This window comes from Rhizobium sp. CF142 (assembly GCF_000281145.1).
In the GTDB taxonomy this organism is placed as follows: Bacteria; Pseudomonadota; Alphaproteobacteria; order Rhizobiales; family Rhizobiaceae; genus Rhizobium.
The window spans coordinates 24,547-41,855 of the sequence record NZ_AJWE01000102.1; the positions used below are offsets into that span (position 1 = coordinate 24,547).

At 58.5% G+C, this 17,309-nt stretch carries 17 protein-coding genes; 14 read left to right on the forward strand and 3 right to left on the reverse strand.

Annotated features, from left to right (window positions below; all coding sequences use genetic code 11):
* Nucleotides 1-13 precede the first annotated feature (13 nt).
* The 12 genes from PMI11_RS38420 (at nucleotide 14) to PMI11_RS23335 (ending at nucleotide 11,902) form a co-directional block, all read left to right on the forward strand.
* Nucleotides 14-1,522 carry an amino acid ABC transporter permease/ATP-binding protein gene (locus PMI11_RS38420; RefSeq protein ID WP_007822018.1) on the forward strand — a complete coding sequence of 503 codons (1,509 nt, stop codon included), beginning with the start codon at nucleotides 14-16 and terminating at the stop codon, nucleotides 1,520-1,522.
* Between the two features lie 195 nt (nucleotides 1,523-1,717).
* Nucleotides 1,718-2,848 carry an NAD(P)/FAD-dependent oxidoreductase gene (locus PMI11_RS23285; RefSeq protein WP_007822020.1) on the forward strand — a complete coding sequence of 377 codons (1,131 nt, stop codon included), beginning with the start codon at nucleotides 1,718-1,720 and terminating at the stop codon, nucleotides 2,846-2,848.
* Between the two features lie 328 nt (nucleotides 2,849-3,176).
* On the forward strand, nucleotides 3,177-3,839 hold the full coding sequence (locus PMI11_RS23290; RefSeq protein WP_007822022.1) for a response regulator transcription factor: 663 nt from the start codon (nucleotides 3,177-3,179) through the stop codon (nucleotides 3,837-3,839).
* A complete protein-coding gene (locus PMI11_RS23295; RefSeq protein ID WP_007822024.1) occupies nucleotides 3,836-5,203 on the forward strand; it encodes a sensor histidine kinase in 1,368 nt (455 codons plus the stop codon). Before PMI11_RS23290 ends, PMI11_RS23295 begins: the two co-directional genes overlap by 4 nt.
* Nucleotides 5,204-5,290: 87 nt before the next feature.
* Nucleotides 5,291-5,977 (forward strand): MtnX-like HAD-IB family phosphatase, encoded by a 687-nt coding sequence (locus PMI11_RS23300; protein WP_007822026.1) that lies wholly within the window; start codon nucleotides 5,291-5,293, stop codon nucleotides 5,975-5,977.
* A gap of 12 nt (nucleotides 5,978-5,989) precedes the next feature.
* Complete coding sequence (locus PMI11_RS23305; RefSeq protein WP_007822027.1) at nucleotides 5,990-7,402, forward strand: aspartate aminotransferase family protein; 1,413 nt, start codon at nucleotides 5,990-5,992, stop codon at nucleotides 7,400-7,402.
* A gap of 4 nt (nucleotides 7,403-7,406) precedes the next feature.
* Entirely contained in the window at nucleotides 7,407-8,360 is a 954-nt protein-coding gene (locus tag PMI11_RS23310; protein ID WP_007822041.1) for an arginase family protein, read from the forward strand.
* On the forward strand, nucleotides 8,357-8,707 hold the full coding sequence (locus tag PMI11_RS23315) for a hypothetical protein (RefSeq protein WP_007822042.1): 351 nt from the start codon (nucleotides 8,357-8,359) through the stop codon (nucleotides 8,705-8,707). The genes PMI11_RS23310 and PMI11_RS23315 overlap by 4 nt, the downstream gene beginning before the upstream one ends.
* The gene (locus tag PMI11_RS23320; protein ID WP_007822043.1) at nucleotides 8,704-9,579 is read left to right on the forward strand and encodes a fatty acid desaturase family protein; all 876 of its coding nucleotides are present in this window, start codon (nucleotides 8,704-8,706) and stop codon (nucleotides 9,577-9,579) included. The genes PMI11_RS23315 and PMI11_RS23320 overlap by 4 nt, the downstream gene beginning before the upstream one ends.
* Nucleotides 9,569-10,384: an alpha/beta hydrolase gene (locus PMI11_RS23325; protein WP_007822044.1), complete on the forward strand. Its 816-nt coding sequence runs from the start codon at nucleotides 9,569-9,571 to the stop codon at nucleotides 10,382-10,384. Before PMI11_RS23320 ends, PMI11_RS23325 begins: the two co-directional genes overlap by 11 nt.
* Before the next feature lie 52 nt (nucleotides 10,385-10,436).
* Entirely contained in the window at nucleotides 10,437-11,540 is a 1,104-nt protein-coding gene (locus tag PMI11_RS23330; protein ID WP_051034636.1) for a GNAT family N-acetyltransferase, read from the forward strand.
* A 5-nt stretch (nucleotides 11,541-11,545) separates the two neighbouring features.
* A complete protein-coding gene (locus PMI11_RS23335; RefSeq protein ID WP_007822046.1) occupies nucleotides 11,546-11,902 on the forward strand; it encodes an EamA family transporter in 357 nt (118 codons plus the stop codon).
* 18 nt (nucleotides 11,903-11,920) lie between these two features.
* Here the strand turns inward: PMI11_RS23335 and PMI11_RS23340 are convergent, their stop codons facing one another.
* Entirely contained in the window at nucleotides 11,921-12,706 is a 786-nt protein-coding gene (locus PMI11_RS23340) for a MipA/OmpV family protein (protein WP_348257864.1), read from the reverse strand.
* Nucleotides 12,707-12,985: 279 nt separating this feature from the next.
* Nucleotides 12,986-13,798 carry a helix-turn-helix domain-containing protein gene (locus tag PMI11_RS23345; protein ID WP_007822049.1) on the reverse strand — a complete coding sequence of 271 codons (813 nt, stop codon included), beginning with the start codon at nucleotides 13,796-13,798 and terminating at the stop codon, nucleotides 12,986-12,988.
* Between the two features lie 109 nt (nucleotides 13,799-13,907).
* Between PMI11_RS23345 and PMI11_RS23350 the strand changes: the two genes are divergently transcribed.
* On the forward strand, nucleotides 13,908-14,801 hold the full coding sequence (locus PMI11_RS23350) for an NAD-dependent epimerase/dehydratase family protein (RefSeq protein ID WP_007822050.1): 894 nt from the start codon (nucleotides 13,908-13,910) through the stop codon (nucleotides 14,799-14,801).
* A 208-nt stretch (nucleotides 14,802-15,009) separates the two neighbouring features.
* Here PMI11_RS23350 and PMI11_RS23355 read toward each other — a convergent pair whose 3' ends face one another.
* The gene (locus tag PMI11_RS23355) at nucleotides 15,010-15,987 is read right to left on the reverse strand and encodes a zinc-dependent alcohol dehydrogenase family protein (protein WP_244430663.1); all 978 of its coding nucleotides are present in this window, start codon (nucleotides 15,985-15,987) and stop codon (nucleotides 15,010-15,012) included.
* A gap of 124 nt (nucleotides 15,988-16,111) precedes the next feature.
* On the opposite strand from PMI11_RS23355, the gene PMI11_RS38425 reads away from it, so the two are divergent.
* The gene (locus tag PMI11_RS38425) at nucleotides 16,112-17,053 is read left to right on the forward strand and encodes a LysR family transcriptional regulator (protein ID WP_037071984.1); all 942 of its coding nucleotides are present in this window, start codon (nucleotides 16,112-16,114) and stop codon (nucleotides 17,051-17,053) included.
* The last annotated feature ends 256 nt before the right edge of the window (nucleotides 17,054-17,309 follow it).

A 17,309-nucleotide genomic window follows, 5' to 3' on the forward strand; every position in this document is an offset into this window, starting at 1 on the left:
AAGGGACCATTTGATGAACTGGCTTGAAAATCTGCGTCGCAGCTTCCTTGACTGGAATGCGATGGCCGAAGTTCTGCCGACCATGATCACGGTCGGCCTGAAGAACACATTGATCCTGGCCGCAGCTTCGACCGTGCTTGGCGTCGTCATTGGCATGGTGCTTGCCATCATGGGCATCTCTCGCTCACCTTGGCTGCGCGTTCCCGCCCGCGTCTATACGGATGTCTTCCGCGGTCTGCCGGCCATCGTCACCATTCTTCTGATTGGCCAGGGCTTTGCGCGTATAGGACGCGAACTCTTCGGCCCGTCGCCCTACCCCCTTGGCATCCTGGCGCTCAGTCTGATTGCCGGTGCCTATATCGGCGAAATCTTCCGCTCAGGCATTCAGAGTGTCGATCGCGGCCAGATGGAGGCGTGTCGGGCGCTGAGTATGAGTTACGGTCAGGGCATGCGGCTGATTGTCGTGCCCCAAGGCGTGCGCCGCGTGTTGCCGGCGCTTGTCAACCAGTTCATCGGCAATGTGAAGGATTCGAGTCTTGTCTACTTCCTCGGCCTGCTTGCATCGGAGCGCGAGATTTTTCGCGTGGGGCAGGACCAGGCGGTCGTAACCGGTAATCTTTCGCCGCTGCTGCTCGCAGGCATTTTCTATCTCATCGTCACCGTGCCGCTGACCCATGTCGTCAACGCGATCGACAATCGCTTGAGACTTGGCAAGCAGCGCCCTGCGATCATCACCAGTGGGCTGGAGGAGATCAACGAACTCGACGGCACTGGCAGCATATCTCAACCTAAATTCAAGGGTGGCAGCCTCGATGTGTGCCGGCTCGGCATGGCCTATGGCGAACTCGATGTGCTGAAGGGCGTCGATTTTACGGTGAAAGCTGGTAGCGTCACCTGTATCATTGGTCCGTCCGGCTCGGGCAAATCCACTCTCTTGCGCTGCCTCAACCGATTGGTCGAGCCGAAGAGCGGGGATATCCTTGTCGACGGGCAAAGCATTCTCGCCATGAAACCGGAGCGGTTGCGCCGGCGTGTCGGCATGGTCTTCCAGCACTTCAACCTCTTCCCCGATCACACGGCGCTCGAAAACGTCATGCTGTCGCTGACGAAGATCAAGGGCCTGCCGAAGGCTGAAGCCGAACGCATTGCCAAGGCGCGGCTTGCTGATGTCGGCCTTGCAAGCCGCCAGCATCACCGTCCCGGCGGTCTTTCGGGTGGTCAACAGCAGCGTGTTGCGATCGCCCGCGCGTTGGCGATGGAGCCTGAGGTCATCCTGTTCGACGAGGTGACAAGCGCGCTCGATCCCGAGCTGGTCAAGGGTGTGCTCAACCTTATGGCCGATCTTGGAAAGCAGGGAATGACCATGGTCGTCGTCACCCACGAGATGGGCTTTGCCCGTCGGGCCGCCGATCAGGTCGTGTTCATGGACGAGGGCCGCGTGGTCGAGGCGGGGACGCCCGAGGCGATCTTCGACAATCCCGAAAGCCCGCGCCTCCAGCGCTTCCTCGCGGAAGTGCTCTGACGACCAGGCGCATGGAGATGACAATGATACTTGCCTCAACCGTTTCAACGGGGAACCGCTCTTGTCAGGGCTGGATGATGCCATCGCCAACATGAAAGGCGATTGACGTTCTCATTCGCTCAGCGACGACCGGCGGCTGGGAAGCCTTCTGATCTCTCTCCCGATCATTACGCACAACCATTGAAAGACACGAAAATGAACGACAACATCATCAGCTCAACGGCCATCATCGGAGCCGGCATCTTCGGCGTTTCCACCGGTCTGCAACTGGCCCGGCGCGGCATCCGGGTGACCATCATCAATGACGGTCCGCCGGCCAACGGTGCTTCGGGCCGTTCGCTCTCCTGGCTCAATTCTGCGCGCATGCGTTCCAGACCCTATCATTTGCTGCGCATGGCAGGGATCGACCGTTATCGCACGCTGGCTGCACGTAACCCCGATGCGGACTGGCTGCGCTTCGAGGGTGGCTTGACCTGGGACGCCGAGGGCGAGGGGAACGAGATCGTTCGCGCCTTCGACTACGAGACCTCGATTGGCTATGACGCTCGGCATCTTTCGGCCGACCAGATCGCGAGTGTGACCCCGGGCGTTGATGCCAGGTCCGTCACGTCGCCGGGCGCCATTTTCAATCCAGGGGAGGGTTGGGTCGATTTGCCGCGATTGATCGGCCATTTGCTAGAGGAGTTTCTTACGCTGGGCGGCGTGCTCATTACGGATCAGGGCAAAGCCAGGGTCGTGATTGAGGGCGGGCGGGCCATCGGGGTCGAAACGACATCCGGTACCCGTTTCAAGGCGGATTCCGTCCTTCTTGCCACTGGCCCTGCAGTACCGGAAATGGCGGCCCACTCTGGGCAGACGATTGGCGATGGGACGCCGATTGCACTTCTGGTGCAGACCAAACGGCTTGACCATCCCCTCAAGGCCGTCTTGAACACGCCGCGTGTCGCGGTGCGTCCGGCGCCATACGGAACCCTTTCGCTCGATGCCGACTGGGCGGCAGATCAAGGCGTGAAGATCAATCCGGATGGCAGCTATGAAATCGACCACTCGGTCGTTGCGGCTTTGCTTGAAGAAGCGTCGAAGGTACTGGAGGGCAATCCAAAACTCGAGGTTGCTTCCGTCGGCGTCGGCGGCAAGCCAATCCCCGCCGATGGAGAACCGGTCCTCGGTGCATTCAAAGCCATTGCAGGCTACCATGTTGCCTTCAGTCATAGTGGCGCAACGCTCGGCCTCATCGTAGGCGAGCTGCAAGCTTTCGAAATCGCCACTGGGAGAGAGCATCCTATGCTTGCTTCGTTCCGACCTGAACGGTTTGCTGCGCATTAGTTGGGCGCGCGTGGTTTTTGCATTTGGTCCCGCCACGAGATACAGCGGGACCCTCAGCGCAATTGTCGCGCCAAGGTGAACGGCGGGGTGATTCCATTGATTTGATACAGTGCCGAGCCGCAGTCCGCTGGCTGGGACAGTTTGCGTTTCCTCCGCGGCGTGGCAGCGTCAAGGCATTGAACAACGAGGCGGTCCTCGCTGCTTCGAGCCGTTATGCCGAGTGGTAGCGTGGAAGGGCTTCGGACAGCCCGCGGAAACCTTTGCCGGATTTCGGCCTCAATCGAGATCGAAGAAGCAAGTTGAGAGTTGAAATCGCAAGGACGCGGACGTGCGCATACTCCTGGTCGAAGATGATTACATTCTCGGCTCCTCGCTGAAACGTGCATTCGAGAAACACGCTTATGGCGTAGATTGGTTCCGCGATGCCGAGACGGCGCTTGATGCGCTGCGCGACAGCCAATTTGGATGCGTGATCCTCGATGTCAATCTTCCCAAGGCAAGCGGCTTCGAGGTGGTCCGTTCGCTGAGGAGCGGAGGCAATGACGTCCCGATCCTGATGCTGACCGCGCTCGACAGCGTGCGCGATCGCGTCAACGGCCTGGACGAGGGTGCGGATGATTACCTCGTCAAGCCCTTTGACCTTGACGAACTGCTCGCCCGACTGCGTGCGCTGATCCGGCGGCGGCAGGGCCGCACCGAAACCATCATTCGATGCGCCGACGTTGAGCTCGACCCTTCGGCGATGGTGGCGCGTCGAAATGGCGTACAGCTTCACATCCCCGCCAAGGAGTTCCATCTGTTGCGGCTCTTGATGGAGCGGAGCGGACGTTACGTCACGAAGAACGATATCGAATATGCGCTCTACGACACGGATGTTTCGGTCGAGAGCAACACGATCGAAGTGACTGTCTATAATCTGCGCAAGAAGCTCGGTACCGATTTCATCCGATCGATCCGCGGCGTCGGCTACATGGTCGAGCGCCAGCAGTGACACTCAGCCAACGCCTTTTCCTCCGCATTCTCCCGACCCTGATCATCACGATCGCCATCGTTGGCATCTTCGCCTATCGCAGTGCTACGCGCGAGATCGACAATATCTACGATGCGCAGTTGATCAATGACGCCAATGTACTCTGGTCGTTGATGAAGCATCCCCTCACAAGATTGACGGCAAGACCGACGGTGCAAGTTCCGGATCTTGATTTCAATATGGACAACCAGCTTGCCCTCAACGAGGACGCGGACGACTATGCCGACGCCCATTCGTTTCGCGCCTGGAAGGGGCCGGCGCTGGCCTTTGCCAGCAGCAACGCCTTTCCAGACGAGGTCAAGCGCTTCTCTGCCGGTTTCTCCGATGTGACCTATAAGAACGAGCTCTGGCGGATCTACTCTCTGCCGATCCCGAATAGTGACGTGACCATTGAGGTCGCCGAAAAGATCATCCTTCGGGAAGGCCTCGTCGATAACATCCTTCTCAATCTCGCCTTTCCGCTGCTCATCCTTGTGCCCGTCAGTGCCATCATCATCTGGCTTGCCATCAATAACGGGCTCGCGAATGTCCGGGGGCTGGTCTCGCAGATCCGGGCCCGCACGCCGGATGATCTGTCGATGATTGCGACGGGAAGATTGCCGCGGGATCTGACGCCGCTTGTCCACTCGCTCAACAACCTTTTGAGAAAGCTAGGCCACTCGCTGACGATGGAGCGGCGCTTTTCCGATCTTGCCGCCCATCAACTGCGAACACCGCAGGCCGGCATCAAACTGCTTCTGCAAATGTTCCATCGTGCCGATTCCGACGAGGAGCGCACCGCCCTGCTGAAGGACCTTGTTGTCAGCAACGAGCGTGCCATGCATCTCATAGAACAGCTGTTGCGGCTTGCACGCGTCAGCCATCAGCCGCTGCAGCTGGAGGCGCTGCCGCTGCGCCAGATCGCGGCGGCAGCCCTGGCGGATTTTGGGGTCATACTCAATCGCCGCGGTTTCTATGCCGGGCTCGTCGGAACGCAAGACCCGCAGGTCCTGACCGACCGCGCCCTCCTGCGTGTCATGATCGATAATCTCCTCGACAATGCGATCAAATATTCGCCTGCCGGCGGTCGGATCGAGGTACGCATCGAACCCAGCTCGCGCGGCTTTCGCCTCTCCATTGAAGACAGCGGCCCCGGTATCCCACCCGAGCAGCGGGAGGCCGCATTTCAGCGATTCAACCGCCTTGACGCGCGAGCCGGAGAGGGCGCGGGATTGGGATTGCCGATCGTCGCCGATATCGGCAACCGTCTCGATATTGGGATCAGCCTCAGCACGCCTGCCTGGGGATCCGGCCTGAAGGTGGATCTCGATATTCCTGCCGCGTAAGCGGTCAATTCAGTTTCGCTTCACATTCGCCTCATCTCGCCTTCAGTTCGCGACGCTAAATGCTTCGTCACATTGAAGGAGCATGCGATGCAGGTGTTTTGCGATTTCGACGGAACCATATCGAAAGAAGACGTGACCGATCTGGTTCTGGACCGTTTCGCGCGTCCAGAGTGGCGCGAGATCGAAGATCAGTGGACCGACGGCAGGATCACAGCCGCCCAATGCATGCGCCGCCAGATCCAGCTGCTTCAGGCAAAACACGAAGACATCGACGCATTCCTGGACACGATCGAAATCGACAGCGCCTTCGGGGCTTTCAAGGCATTCTGTGAAAAGAACGGGCTAGGCCTCATCATCGTCAGCGACGGTGTCGATCATTTTATCAGACGGGTCCTTGCCAGGCATGGTCTTGAAGACATTCAGATCATCGCAAACAAGCTGATTTCTCGCCCGCACGCTTGTACTATGCCCGATTTTGATCTTGGCTTTCCGTTCAGGAGCGCAGCCTGCGCTGCCGGCGCCGGCGTGTGCAAATGCGCCCAGGTGAGGCCATCCGCCAACCATATCTATATCGGCGACGGCCGCAGCGACTTCTGCGTCTCCCACGCGGCGCTGCTTGTCTTCGCCAAGGCCAAGCTTGCGGATTACTGCCGCACGAATTGCCTTCCTTTCATCCCCTATAGCGGTTTCGCCGAAATCCAGGCGAGTGTCGCAGCCATCCTTTCCAGCCCGTCACGGCAGCCTGTTGTGCTGCCCGTGGTAAAAACTGCGTGAGAAGAGGACTTCATGCGTTCCAACCTGAAACTTGCTGCAAGCATGCACCCCATCGCTTCCGAAGACGAGCTGCGACGGCTCGAAGAGACCTATTGCTCCCATGGCGATACGGTTCACTATTCGCAGAAGCCGAAATTCTTCGAAAGCTGCGATGGTTCATTCGTCTTTGACGCAGCCGAGACACCATTTCTCGATCTCCAGATGTGGTATTCCGCCGTCAATTTCGGTTATCGCAACGAGCGTTTGAACAATGCCGCGCATCGGCAGCTGGATCGATTGCCGCAGGTCGCTTCGCAATATCTTCATCGCGAAAAGGTCGAACTCGCAACGCTTATCGCCCGGGATGCCGAACATAAATTCGGTTCGAAAGGTCGCGTTCACTTCAATGTCGGCGGCTCGCAGGCCGTCGAGGATTCCTTGAAGCTCGTTCGCAACTATACCGGCGGCAAGAGCCTGATGTTCGCCTTCGAGGGCGGATACCATGGGCGAACGCTCGGTGCGACGTCGATCACCTCGAGCTACCGCTATCGCCGGCGTTACGGCCATTTCGGCGAGCGTGCCCAGTTCATCGAATTCCCCTATCACTTTCGCGGGCCGAAGGGCATGTCGAAGGAAGAATACGGGCACTATTGCGTCCAGAAATTCGCGCGGCTGTTTGAAAGTGAGTACAACGGCGTCTGGGACCCGAAGGCCGGAAAATCGGAATATGCCGCCTTCTACATCGAACCCATCCAAGGCACTGGCGGCTATGTCATTCCGCCGATGAATTTCTTCAAGGAGCTCAAGAAGGTCCTCGACGATCACGGCATCCTGCTTGTCGTCGACGAGATCCAGATGGGCGTCTATCGGACCGGAAAGCTCTGGTCGATCGAACATTTCGGCGTCTCGCCAGATGTACTTGTCTTCGGCAAGGCGATCACCAATGGTCTCAATCCGCTCTCGGGCATCTGGGCCAAAGAAGAGATGATCAACCCGACGATCTTCCCGCCAGGCTCCACGCATTCGACCTTTGCCAGCAACCCGATGGGCACGGCCGTCGCTCTCGAAACGCTGAGGATGGTGTCTGAAACCGACTTCGGCGCGAGTGTGATGGAAAGAGGCGCACTCTTCCTAGAAGGCCTGAAGGAGCTACAGTCGCGGCATCCTATCGTCGGCGATGTCGACGGCCTCGGCCTTGCACTTCGGATGGAAATCTGCGGGCCTGACGGGTTCACTCCCGACAAGGCGACGCTCGACTGGATGTCCGACGAAGGCATGAAGGGGGATCTTGCGGTCGATGGCAGGAAATATGGATTGGTGCTCGACGTCGGCGGATACCACAAGAACGTCATCACCCTTGCACCGAACCTGATGATCAGCCGCGAGGAGATCGAGCTTGCTATCTTGCTGCTCGACCAGCTTCTGACGCGGGCCGAGCGGAGATAGGACCTTGCAGCTCCTCCTTCTCCATCTTGATGATGCGTTGGAGTTGCAGCCCGACTTCGTGCATTCCTGCCGGATGGCAGGGGCGCGCGAAGTCGAGGCCAAGGATAGCGGCCGCGCCATCAGGCTGTGGGGGCGCCGGCCGGACCTTGATACCGTCTGGCGCAACCTGGCGAAGGCCCGGCCCTCAACCGGTGAAGGCGCCCGCCTTTGTTTCATGGGATCGGGCGACTTCCACCATGTGACGGCTCTTCTTCTGTCGCAGGCCCTCGAGAATAGCCGCAAAGCCGTCACCGTCATCCATATCGACAATCACCCCGATTGGGTGCATTTCGATCCCGGCATGCATTGCGGTTCGTGGGTCAACAAGGCGCTCGAACAGCCCCTGGTCAAAAAGGTGATAACCCTCGGCGTTTGCAGCCGCGACCTCAGGTCACCGGAGCGCAAGGGCGCCAATCTGGTGCCGCTATCCGAAGGCCGCCTTGAACTTTATCCCTATAAGCACCCGCCGAGCAAAGTGAAATCGCACTACGGTTCCGGCCCGAGTTTCAGCCAGATCGACGGAGCCCTGCACTGGCAATCGATATCGGAACTCGGCGAGAGCAATTTCCTCGACCGGCTTCTCGGCCGCATCCAAACCGAAGCGGTCTACGTCACGATCGACAAGGACGCTCTCTCCGACGCCGATGCTGTGACCAACTGGGATCAGGGCCGTATGCGGCTACCCTATGTCCTTTGGCTGCTCAGCGAAATCGGTGAACGGTACCATGTCATCGGAGCGGACGTGACCGGCGATTATTCGACGCCGTATTACGGCGGCGATCTCTACACGCGGACGATCAAGAAGGCAGAGGTGCTGATCGACCAGCCCTTCCGTCATCACGACATGAAGGCTGCCCGCAACATCAACAGTGCGGCAAACCACGCGCTACTCGAAGTCCTGTCGGAGTTCATGGCATGACGACGGGACTTACAGCATGGACGTTCGCCATCATTGCCTTTTGCGTTCTTGCCGAAACCGGCCGTGAGCTTTGCTTCAAGCACGGCGCTGCAAGCGCGCTACTCGAAACCCTGCAGAAACCGGTCATCTGGCTCGGGATCGTGTTCTGGGCGGTCGAACTGGTGATGTGGACGCGCGTGCTGGAACAGGTGGCGTTGTCGGTGGCCTTTCCACTGATGGCGCTGAGCTATGCGGCGATCGCTTTTGCAGGCGCCGCCATCTTCAAGGAAACCATCAACCTTCGCCACGCTCTCGGCATCGTCCTGGTGACGGCCGGCGTGGTCTGTGTCGGAGCGACGGGACTATGAAAATCTTCGCGCACACGAAATGGGATCTCATGCCGGTGCTTGCGGCAACAGCGCATCTGGCATTCAACATCTATCTGATTGCCGGCTTCTCAAGCCGGCCACTCTGGCTGTCGGCCGTGCTCGGCGCGGTCTATGCCGTGTCGATATCGTGGAACATCAACAGCATCTCGCACAACTTCATCCACACGCCGTATTTCAAGCCGAAGTGGATGAACTATGCATTCAGCCTGCTAGAATCCGTAGCGATCGGCTTTTCGCAGGTCTATTATCACTGGGTGCATATGCGCCATCATTCCGGCAACAGCGACCGTCCCAATGAAAACGGCGAGACGGTGGACCTCCTGTCGATCTACAAGCACGGCAAGAACGGCGAGCCGGAAAACGTCTTCTCCTACACGTTTCTCAGCTTCTTCCGCGATGATCTCGGCGACATCCATCGGGCGATTGCGAAGAAAAGGCCGTTCGATGCGAGATGGGCGCGCATTGAACTCGTATCGTTCTTCGCCTTCGTCTTCCTCGCTCTTATCTATGACTGGAGAGCGACGTTCTTTTTCCTGCCGTTTTATTATTTGGGGAACTGCCTGTCCTCCCTCAACGGCTATTATGAGCATCTGAACGGCGACCCCGATGTTCCAATCGCCTGGGGCGTCAGCAGCCATAACGGCTTCTACAACTGGCTCTGGTTCGGCAACGGCTATCACGCCGAGCATCACTACCGCCCCAAGATGCACTGGACGAAGCTCAGTACCTTTCATGAGCAGATCAAGCAGGAGCAGGAGGCGGCAGGCACGCATGTGATCAGCACCTGCCATGCGCTGGGTTTCATGGCGAAGGAGAACCGCCAGCAGGGAGAATTCCCGCATGCCGGCTGACAATCTCTCCTTCTTTCTCGAGGGCACGAACGGCAAGGGCGTCATCCTTGTTCATGGGCTGACGGGAGCGCCGGCAGAAATGCGGCTTGTGGCAAGGCAATTCCATCGCCGCGGCTTCAGCGTCTATGCTCCCCTGCTGGCCGGCCACGGCGAAAACGAAGCGACGCTCCGCCGCTCGCGCTGGGAGGACTGGCTCGACAGCGTCGAAGCCGCAGCTGGCTGGCTCAGCGAGCGCAGCGACACGGTCTTTGCCGCCGGAATTTGCGTTGGCGGCAAGCTGGCGATGATGGCAGCCGATCGTAATCCCCTGTCGATCCGCGCCGTCGCTGTGTATTCGCCCTGTTTCCACTACGATGGATGGGACGTGCCCCGCTATTATTCGCTGTTTTCGCCGCACATTCGCTGGATCTCGCTTATCCCATTCATCGACCGGCTGAATTTTCGGGAGACGACTTCCCTCGGCATCAAGGACGAGCGCATGCGCCGCATGGTGGCCGGCATGACGGGCGAGGGCATGCTCGAAACCTTTCCGGGCCGTGGCCTGATCGAAATGCATGAGCTTGGCCGGACGTTGAAAGCCCGGCTTCCCGAGATCAAGACACCGACCTTGATCCTACATTCGCGCGAAGACGATCTCAGTGGCCCCTCGCATGCCCAGTATATCGCATCGCATATCGGCGGCCGCCGGGAACTGCGCTGGCTCGACGACAGCTATCACATGATCCATCTCGATCGGCAGCACAGGCGGGTAGCTGACATGACGGCGGAATTCTTCGAGGCAGAATATGCAGCAGCAAGCGCTTAAAGTACGGTCACCTGAAACGCAGGTCTCACGCGATCCGACATCGGCTGCCGCGATGATCCTCCCGAGCATCCGCATGCTTGACCGCGATGCCTGGAACGCCTGCTTCCCCGGGGAGATCGAGACCTACGACTATCTGCTTGCGGTCGAGGAAGCCGGTATCGACGGCTTCGAGTGGCGCTACGCGATCATGCGAGAAGGCGACGATATTGTCGCCGCCATGCCGGCATTCCTTTGCCGCTATGCCCTTGAGACGACCCTGGAAGCTGGCCGCTTCCGCAGAACGGTGGAAGGCATCCGCCGCATCTTCAGCGGGTTCCTGACGCTCCGTCTCGCCTGCCTTGGCTCGCCCTGCACGGAGACTGCCTCCATCGGCTTTCATCCCGATATTGCCCAGGCCCGCCGGCCAGCGCTTTTTGCCGAACTCCTCGACGCTTTCGAGGCGCATGCGCGCCTGGAAGGCTGCTCGCTGACGGCGCTGAAGGATCTGCCCTATCCCATTCCGTCAGGCGTCGAACCGGTCTTGTCGGTGAGAGGTTACGCTGAGATCGGCGGACTGCCGACAGCATGGACGGACATCAGGTTCGGCACGATCGAAGCCTATTTTGCCACGCTGTCTACGGCGACCCGCAAGGATATGCGTCGGAAACTGCGGAGCCGGCAGGAGGTTCGGGTCGAATACCGCACGGAATTCGGTGATCTCCTGCCGCGCGTCATGCAGCTCTATCGTGAGACGCGCGAGCGGAGCGGATTACAGTTCGAAGAACTGACGCCGGCCTATTTCGAAGGGGTGCTGAAAGGCATGCCGGGCCGATCTTTCTGCGCAATGTATTTCGTGGGCGACGAACTGCTTGCTGCCAATCTGCTGATCCACGACGAGGACAGATTGGTCGACAAGTTCTTCTGCATGGACGGTCAGAAGGGCAGATCCTACAATCTCTATTATCTCAGCTGGTGCGCCAATATCGAATATTGCCTGAGCCATAGCATGGGCCGCTATCAGAGCGGGCAGGCCTACTATCGCAACAAGGTTCGGCTTGGAAGCTGCTTGACGGCAAATGCGATGTATTTCCGCCATTCCAATTCGCTGCTGCAATTCATCCTCAAGACGATCTCACCGCTTTTTGCCGCAGACGATGGTGGCGAGGTGCAAGGGTGAGAACGATGCGCCCGATCTGGCTGATGGTGCCGCTCCTGAACACGGCGCAACAAATATTGCTGAAGCAGAGCGCGGTCGATGCGAGCAGGGCGGGCGGAGCTTGGCTGGTCGATATTCTGTCGTCACACTGGTTCCTGGCGGCGATTGTCGCAGAGATCGTCTGCTTTGCCATCTGGATGAGCGTGCTCTCCGAGCTCGATCTCAGCAAGGCATTCCCGCTCTCGGCCATCAGCTATGTTCTCATCATGGGCGTTGCCTGGATCGTCTTTGGCGAGCCATTGCCGCTGCTTCGGCTCGCAGGCAGCCTTCTGATCCTGGCCGGCGTCTGGCTGATCGCAACGGCGTCGAGACCTGCCGGCTGACCGGTTGAACTGCGGATTTCAGAAACTGACGCTGAACGCCTTGGCGAGCGAGATGCCGATTACATTCTGGTTCTCGCTGCCGAGCTTCGATGTGATCGGGCTGTCGGCAGCATCTCCGGTCAGGCGATCGAAGCGATCATAAACCTGCAGCGTTAAAGTCGGGGTGACATCATAGGCGGCGGAGACCGTAAAGCCTACTGACTTCAAGCCGCTCTTTGCATCGAAGGCGGGTAGGGCGCCATTCTGCAATGCTTCACTTGACGAAATACCGAAATACTCTCGCATATAAGCGCCGTTGCCGAACGAGGCGCGGGGGCCTGCAGAGAGCAGCCATCTGTCACCGAGCCGCTGGAACCAATCGGCGCCGATATCGATGACGAGACCGCTGCCGTTCGATACGGCCTGCCGGATTTCGGAGCGGAATCGAAGCTGATTGGGGATCGCCCAATATTGTGCAAAAACACCGGCATCGATGTCCCAATCCACCGAGTGGATGCCTTTCAAGCGGCTATCATCGGATTGCGAACGGCTGTCGCGAATGCCGACGACCGGACCCGCTTCGAAGCCGCCGAAGTCAATAAGGCCATAATCGATATTGTCGTCCGGCGCGCTGTGCTCATCCGGTTCGTCGAAACGCCTGATATCGAAAGAGGGCAAGGCGCTGAAGCCATCATGCTTCGATCCCGGAAACTTCGGGCCGTACTCGACACTTGCACCCAATGTCACGATCCAGGTGCCGGAATCGGGCTGGCTGGGCGCGTTTCCGCTCTCAGCGGCACCCGCCAGTGACGCGGTCAACAGCACCCCCAAGGCGACAGAAAAAAGCGTAAACCTCTTGGCTCTCATTCTCAACGAGATTGCTCTCCGGATAAAGCATCGCCCCTAGGCGCCGCGATGCAGCCGAAAAATGGCCGGCAAGGCGAGGCTAGTCAATAGGTCACCTGCGCGAGGGGCATGCCGGGGTAGTGATCCCTGCGTGACCATCGTTCCATCGGTGGCCATTGAGACGATGCGGACTGTTTCGAAATTGCCGATCATATCCGACATCCGCTTTCCTCGATTTGTTTGACATTCCTCCAAACCTTACATCGCGCTGGCTCGCCTCAACCCGAACGGGGTTTGACCGATCTCGCGTCGCATCCAATGGGCGAGGTGGGATTGATGTGCAAAGCCTGTTCGATGGGCAATCTCGCTGATGCTGAGGTCTGTCGAGACCAACAACGCACGAGCCTTTTCTATTCGACGACGCAGCACATAGCGATGCACTGTCAAACCGGTTGCGGCCTTGAACCAGGTACGTAGGTGCGAATTGCTGACACCCGCGACTCTGCTCAGAGTGTCGAGGCTCAAGCTGGTTTGAATCTGTTCCTCGATGAAGTCCATCACCCGCTTTAACTGAGCATCAGACAGCCGACGCGCCATGGCGGGAGTCGAGCATTCAAGGCCCAATAGGCGCACTGCTATCGCGATGCCAATGCTCTCCGCGTACAATACTCCGCTTGGCGAACCAGCTTCGTAATCTGCCTGGATTGCGCGTGTCAGGTGCTCGATCTGCTCGTCTCGGAGGAGGTGGCGCGTCTGGAGCCGACCGGATCCTTGTACACCAGCACTGTCAGCGACGTCCTGGAGGAGCGATTTGGGAAGGCTCAGTACGATCGTGTCGAAAGCGGACTCAGCATCGAATCCGCCAAGCTCTCCCGCAGCCAGCACATCTATGTCCCCTGCACGACGCACGAAGTGTTTACCCACCTGACCACAATACGAGCGTGTCGCGGTGCTCGCGTGGACGACAACGCGGTGCCGATCCGCCTCCGGAAGAAGAAAGCTTCCGGCCCCAATCTTGAGAGACGCGATCGATACGCTACCCGACCGATACGCGTTGGAATGCAGGTTCACGGTGCCCTCCATGATTGGCGGAACGTGCTCAAAATTTGGCGATTACAGCGCGATTTTCAATCGGCTCTTTTGCAAACTGTGTTCATCGCAATGGTGAGCAGAGGTTGATATGAGCGCTTATGTTGTTGTTGGAGCCGGTCCGGTTGGAGTTGAAACGGCGAGGCTACTTGGTGATGCAGGTCATGATGTTATTATCACAAGCCGAGGCGTCAATTCGGAGAATCGGACAAACGTAAGGAGTGTCCGGGCGGACGCTACCGACCCGGAAGCTTTCACGCAGATATGTAAGGGGGCAGATGCGATCTTCATGTGCGCGATGGCGGCATATGATCGCTGGCCGACGGATTTTTTCCTGATCGTGGATGGCGTCACTCGCACCGCTGAGAATGTCGGCGCAAAATTGATTATCCTCGGAAATCTTTATGGCTACGGGTCGAATCCTGAGGGACTGCTCAGACCCGACCAACCGCTCGACCCCAGCTCTCGCAAGGGCACTGTGCGTACCATCATGTGGCAGCGAGCATTACGGGCCAGTGTTCCCGCCATTGAGGTCCGGGCGAGCGATTACCTCGGTCAGGGGGCAGTCACATATTTCTCGCTATTGGCGCTGCCGTCACTTCTGGCGTCGAAGCCCGTCACATTCCTAGGCGACCTGGACGCGAAGCATGCCTGGTCATTCACCAAGGACGTAGCACGCACGTTGGTGGCCGCTGCAGGATATGCGGGCGCATGGGATCGCGCGTTCCATGTTCCTTCACAACATATCTCGCCGCGCGAGTTGATCCTGAGAGCCGCGGCTTTCCTCGGTCAAGAGCCGCCCGCTCTCGGAACGTACTCATACGCGCAGATGGAAGAGTTTGGCATGCACGAGCTTGTGGAGATGAGTTATCTCTTCGAAAGGCCGCTGCTGCTAGATGCCTCGGACACAGAGTCTCTCCTCGGCGTGAAAGCGCAGGAGATTGACGTGATGATCGCGGATACGATTGAGGAGCGCCGAAGATAGCTTTCCTTCATTCGCAATTCCTTCCGAGAAAACCGTGGGATTGATATCTGCATCGTCGCCGCTCGCTTCGCTAGTTCCCATGAGGCGGGCGGCTTTGTTATAGGCGCTCTTCTGCGATGCTCTGCGCCAATTTAAGACTTGCGAGCAGAACGTTTGCGGCTCAGAAATGATGCCGACGTTACCGTCGACCCAGCTCATCGCGAAGTCGCTACCAATCCAACCGAATTGCAATTTTGCCGACGGGGCCGTGGGACTGCGCATGATACGCTTCCGCCACTTCTCCGATCCCGAACGTCTTGGCGAGGACGGGTTCGATCCGCGATGCCCGTATCGCCTGCATGGCCTTGGCAAAATCTTCGACAGAGCCCGTATTGTTGCCCTGTACCCTGAGCCCTTTAACGATGATGGGCATCAGGTCGATTTCCAAAGCGGTGCCGGTGACGAATCCAATTGTAAAGACGACCCCTCCATAGCGCGCCGCGGACAGAGATCGGGGGAAGGTTGCCGTTCCCACGGTATCGAGGACGAGGTCTGCGCCAAGACCGTTCGTCAACGCGACGACGTCCTGATCCCAATTGGGGGAGGCCGTGTAATTGATTGTTTCGTCGGCGCCGATTTCGCGTGCAAACGCAAGCTTTGCATCGGATGAGGACGTCACGATCACGCGGGCGCCTCGAGCCTTGGCAAGTTGAAGAGCAATCATGGAGACGCCACCGGTTCCCAGAAGCGCAACGTTTGAGCCCGGAACGATATTGGCGCAGGAAAGAGCGTTCCAGGCGGTTGTTGCCGCGATTGGCAGTGCTGCTCCTTGCTCCCACGAGAGGTGGTCAGCGAGTTTAACGACTGACTGGGCATCTACTGTCGCGATCTCCATCAAGGATCCAGGAAGCGTAACGCCGCGGGTGATACCAGCCTTTTCCACTGATCCTCGGCCAGAGAGCCACGTCGCTTTGGGATGTAGTGCCACCCGGTCACCGAGAGCGACGCCGGTGGTGCCGTCACCGATCGCGATAATTTCGCCGACGCCATCCGCCACAGGCACCAGCGGATAGACAATGCCAGGATATTGCCCGAACGCGACGGCAAGGTCGAGGAAATTGAGGCTCGCTGCGTGCATGCGGACGAGCACTTGCCCATGGCTGGGCGGTGGCGGATCGGGAAGGTCTATTCTTTTCAACTGGTCCAACGACGGGCCGCCGAGTGATATTGCTAACATCGTAGTTTGCCTCGTTTGAGTTTCAGCAGGGACGATTATGATGCTGCAAGAAAGAACTGGAATATGGATAATCAACAGGTTATAACTGCAAAATATGCAGCAATCTCTCCATCTCCCTGATATCGAATGTCTGACTGCGTTTGTGGCCGTAGCAGAGGCCGGATCGTTTAACGCGGCGGGACAGCGGCTGCACCGGGATGCAACAGTAGTGTCCCGACGGGTAAACTCACTTGAGGAGATCCTTGGTGTGAGGCTTCTGGAGCGTTCGACACGTCGGACGGCGCTTACGGAGGCAGGGGAGGCCTATCTTCACAGGGTTCGCCCGCTGCTACAGGAACTGATTGCTGCGGGCCAAGAAACCGAGCGATTTTCGGACGGTGAACCGCGCGGGAGGCTCAGGCTGGCTTTGCCTGGCAGCTTTGGCCGAATGTGGTTGATGTCCCTTCTTGTCGAGTTTCGCGAGACGTTTGCGGCGGTGTCACTCGACGTTTCTTTCTCAAATCGCTTCGTGGATTTGATCGGTGAAAACTTCGATCTCGCAATTCGTCTGGGCGTTTTGCCGGACTCGCGGTTGGTGAGCCGTAAGCTTGCCGATCGGAAGCGAATGATTGTCGCTTCACCGGGCTATCTCTCCAAGCGAGGCACGCCGGCGACGCCACAGGATATTTTGGCGCACGATTGCCTGATCTTCACGGGAAAGGCCAATCCCACCGCCTGGGAATTTACAGCGCCGCGGGGAGGTCAGCTTTCCATCCCGGTCACCGGCCGCTTCGCGTCGGATGATGCGGAAGCGCTGGTGCACGCCGCGGTCGCAGGACATGGTTTGCTCTATGCGACGGACTGGCTCGTCGGCCGCGAGCTTGCCGATGGTCGTCTGGTCGGCATCCTGGATCGATTCCCAATCCCCGACGAGGGTGGCATCTACGTCGTTCATCCATCCACGCAGCACATCCCAAACAAGACGCGCGCCTTCGCTGACTGGATCACTCAGCGATTTTCGCAGCCCCTTTCTTGGCAGTTGCGACAAACGTCGTGACGCCGCCGCCGTCTCAGCCGCTCAGGCGGCAACGATCTTCTTCAGCTCAAGGTAGGGCTCGCCGAATCCAACATAGGATCAGAGGCTCTGGGCCAACATGACAAAATACAAAGCTGCAAGTTGCTAAATTGTGTCATTTTCGCATCACTTTCCATAAGGTTGTAAAAAACCGGTTGGCAATGGCGAATTGGTTCGGTACAAAACGCTGACCGCTTCAGATCGAACATAAGGGAGGCGTTGCATGAGACCAGCAATC

Excerpts from the sequence above, each read along its gene's own strand:
- PMI11_RS38420 (WP_007822018.1), top strand. The coding sequence starts at position 14 with ATGAACTGGCTTGAAAATCTGCGTCGCAGCTTCCTTGACTGGAATGCG.
- PMI11_RS23285 (WP_007822020.1), top strand. The coding sequence starts at position 1,718 with ATGAACGACAACATCATCAGCTCAACGGCCATCATCGGAGCCGGCATC.
- PMI11_RS23300 (WP_007822026.1), top strand. The coding sequence starts at position 5,291 with ATGCAGGTGTTTTGCGATTTCGACGGAACCATATCGAAAGAAGACGTG.
- PMI11_RS23305 (WP_007822027.1), top strand. The coding sequence starts at position 5,990 with ATGCGTTCCAACCTGAAACTTGCTGCAAGCATGCACCCCATCGCTTCC.
- PMI11_RS23315 (WP_007822042.1), top strand. The coding sequence starts at position 8,357 with ATGACGACGGGACTTACAGCATGGACGTTCGCCATCATTGCCTTTTGC.
- PMI11_RS23320 (WP_007822043.1), top strand. The coding sequence starts at position 8,704 with ATGAAAATCTTCGCGCACACGAAATGGGATCTCATGCCGGTGCTTGCG.
- PMI11_RS23325 (WP_007822044.1), top strand. The coding sequence starts at position 9,569 with ATGCCGGCTGACAATCTCTCCTTCTTTCTCGAGGGCACGAACGGCAAG.
- PMI11_RS23330 (WP_051034636.1), top strand. The coding sequence starts at position 10,437 with ATGATCCTCCCGAGCATCCGCATGCTTGACCGCGATGCCTGGAACGCC.
- PMI11_RS23335 (WP_007822046.1), top strand. The coding sequence starts at position 11,546 with ATGCGCCCGATCTGGCTGATGGTGCCGCTCCTGAACACGGCGCAACAA.
- PMI11_RS23350 (WP_007822050.1), top strand. The coding sequence starts at position 13,908 with ATGAGCGCTTATGTTGTTGTTGGAGCCGGTCCGGTTGGAGTTGAAACG.
- PMI11_RS38425 (WP_037071984.1), top strand. The coding sequence starts at position 16,112 with ATGCAGCAATCTCTCCATCTCCCTGATATCGAATGTCTGACTGCGTTT.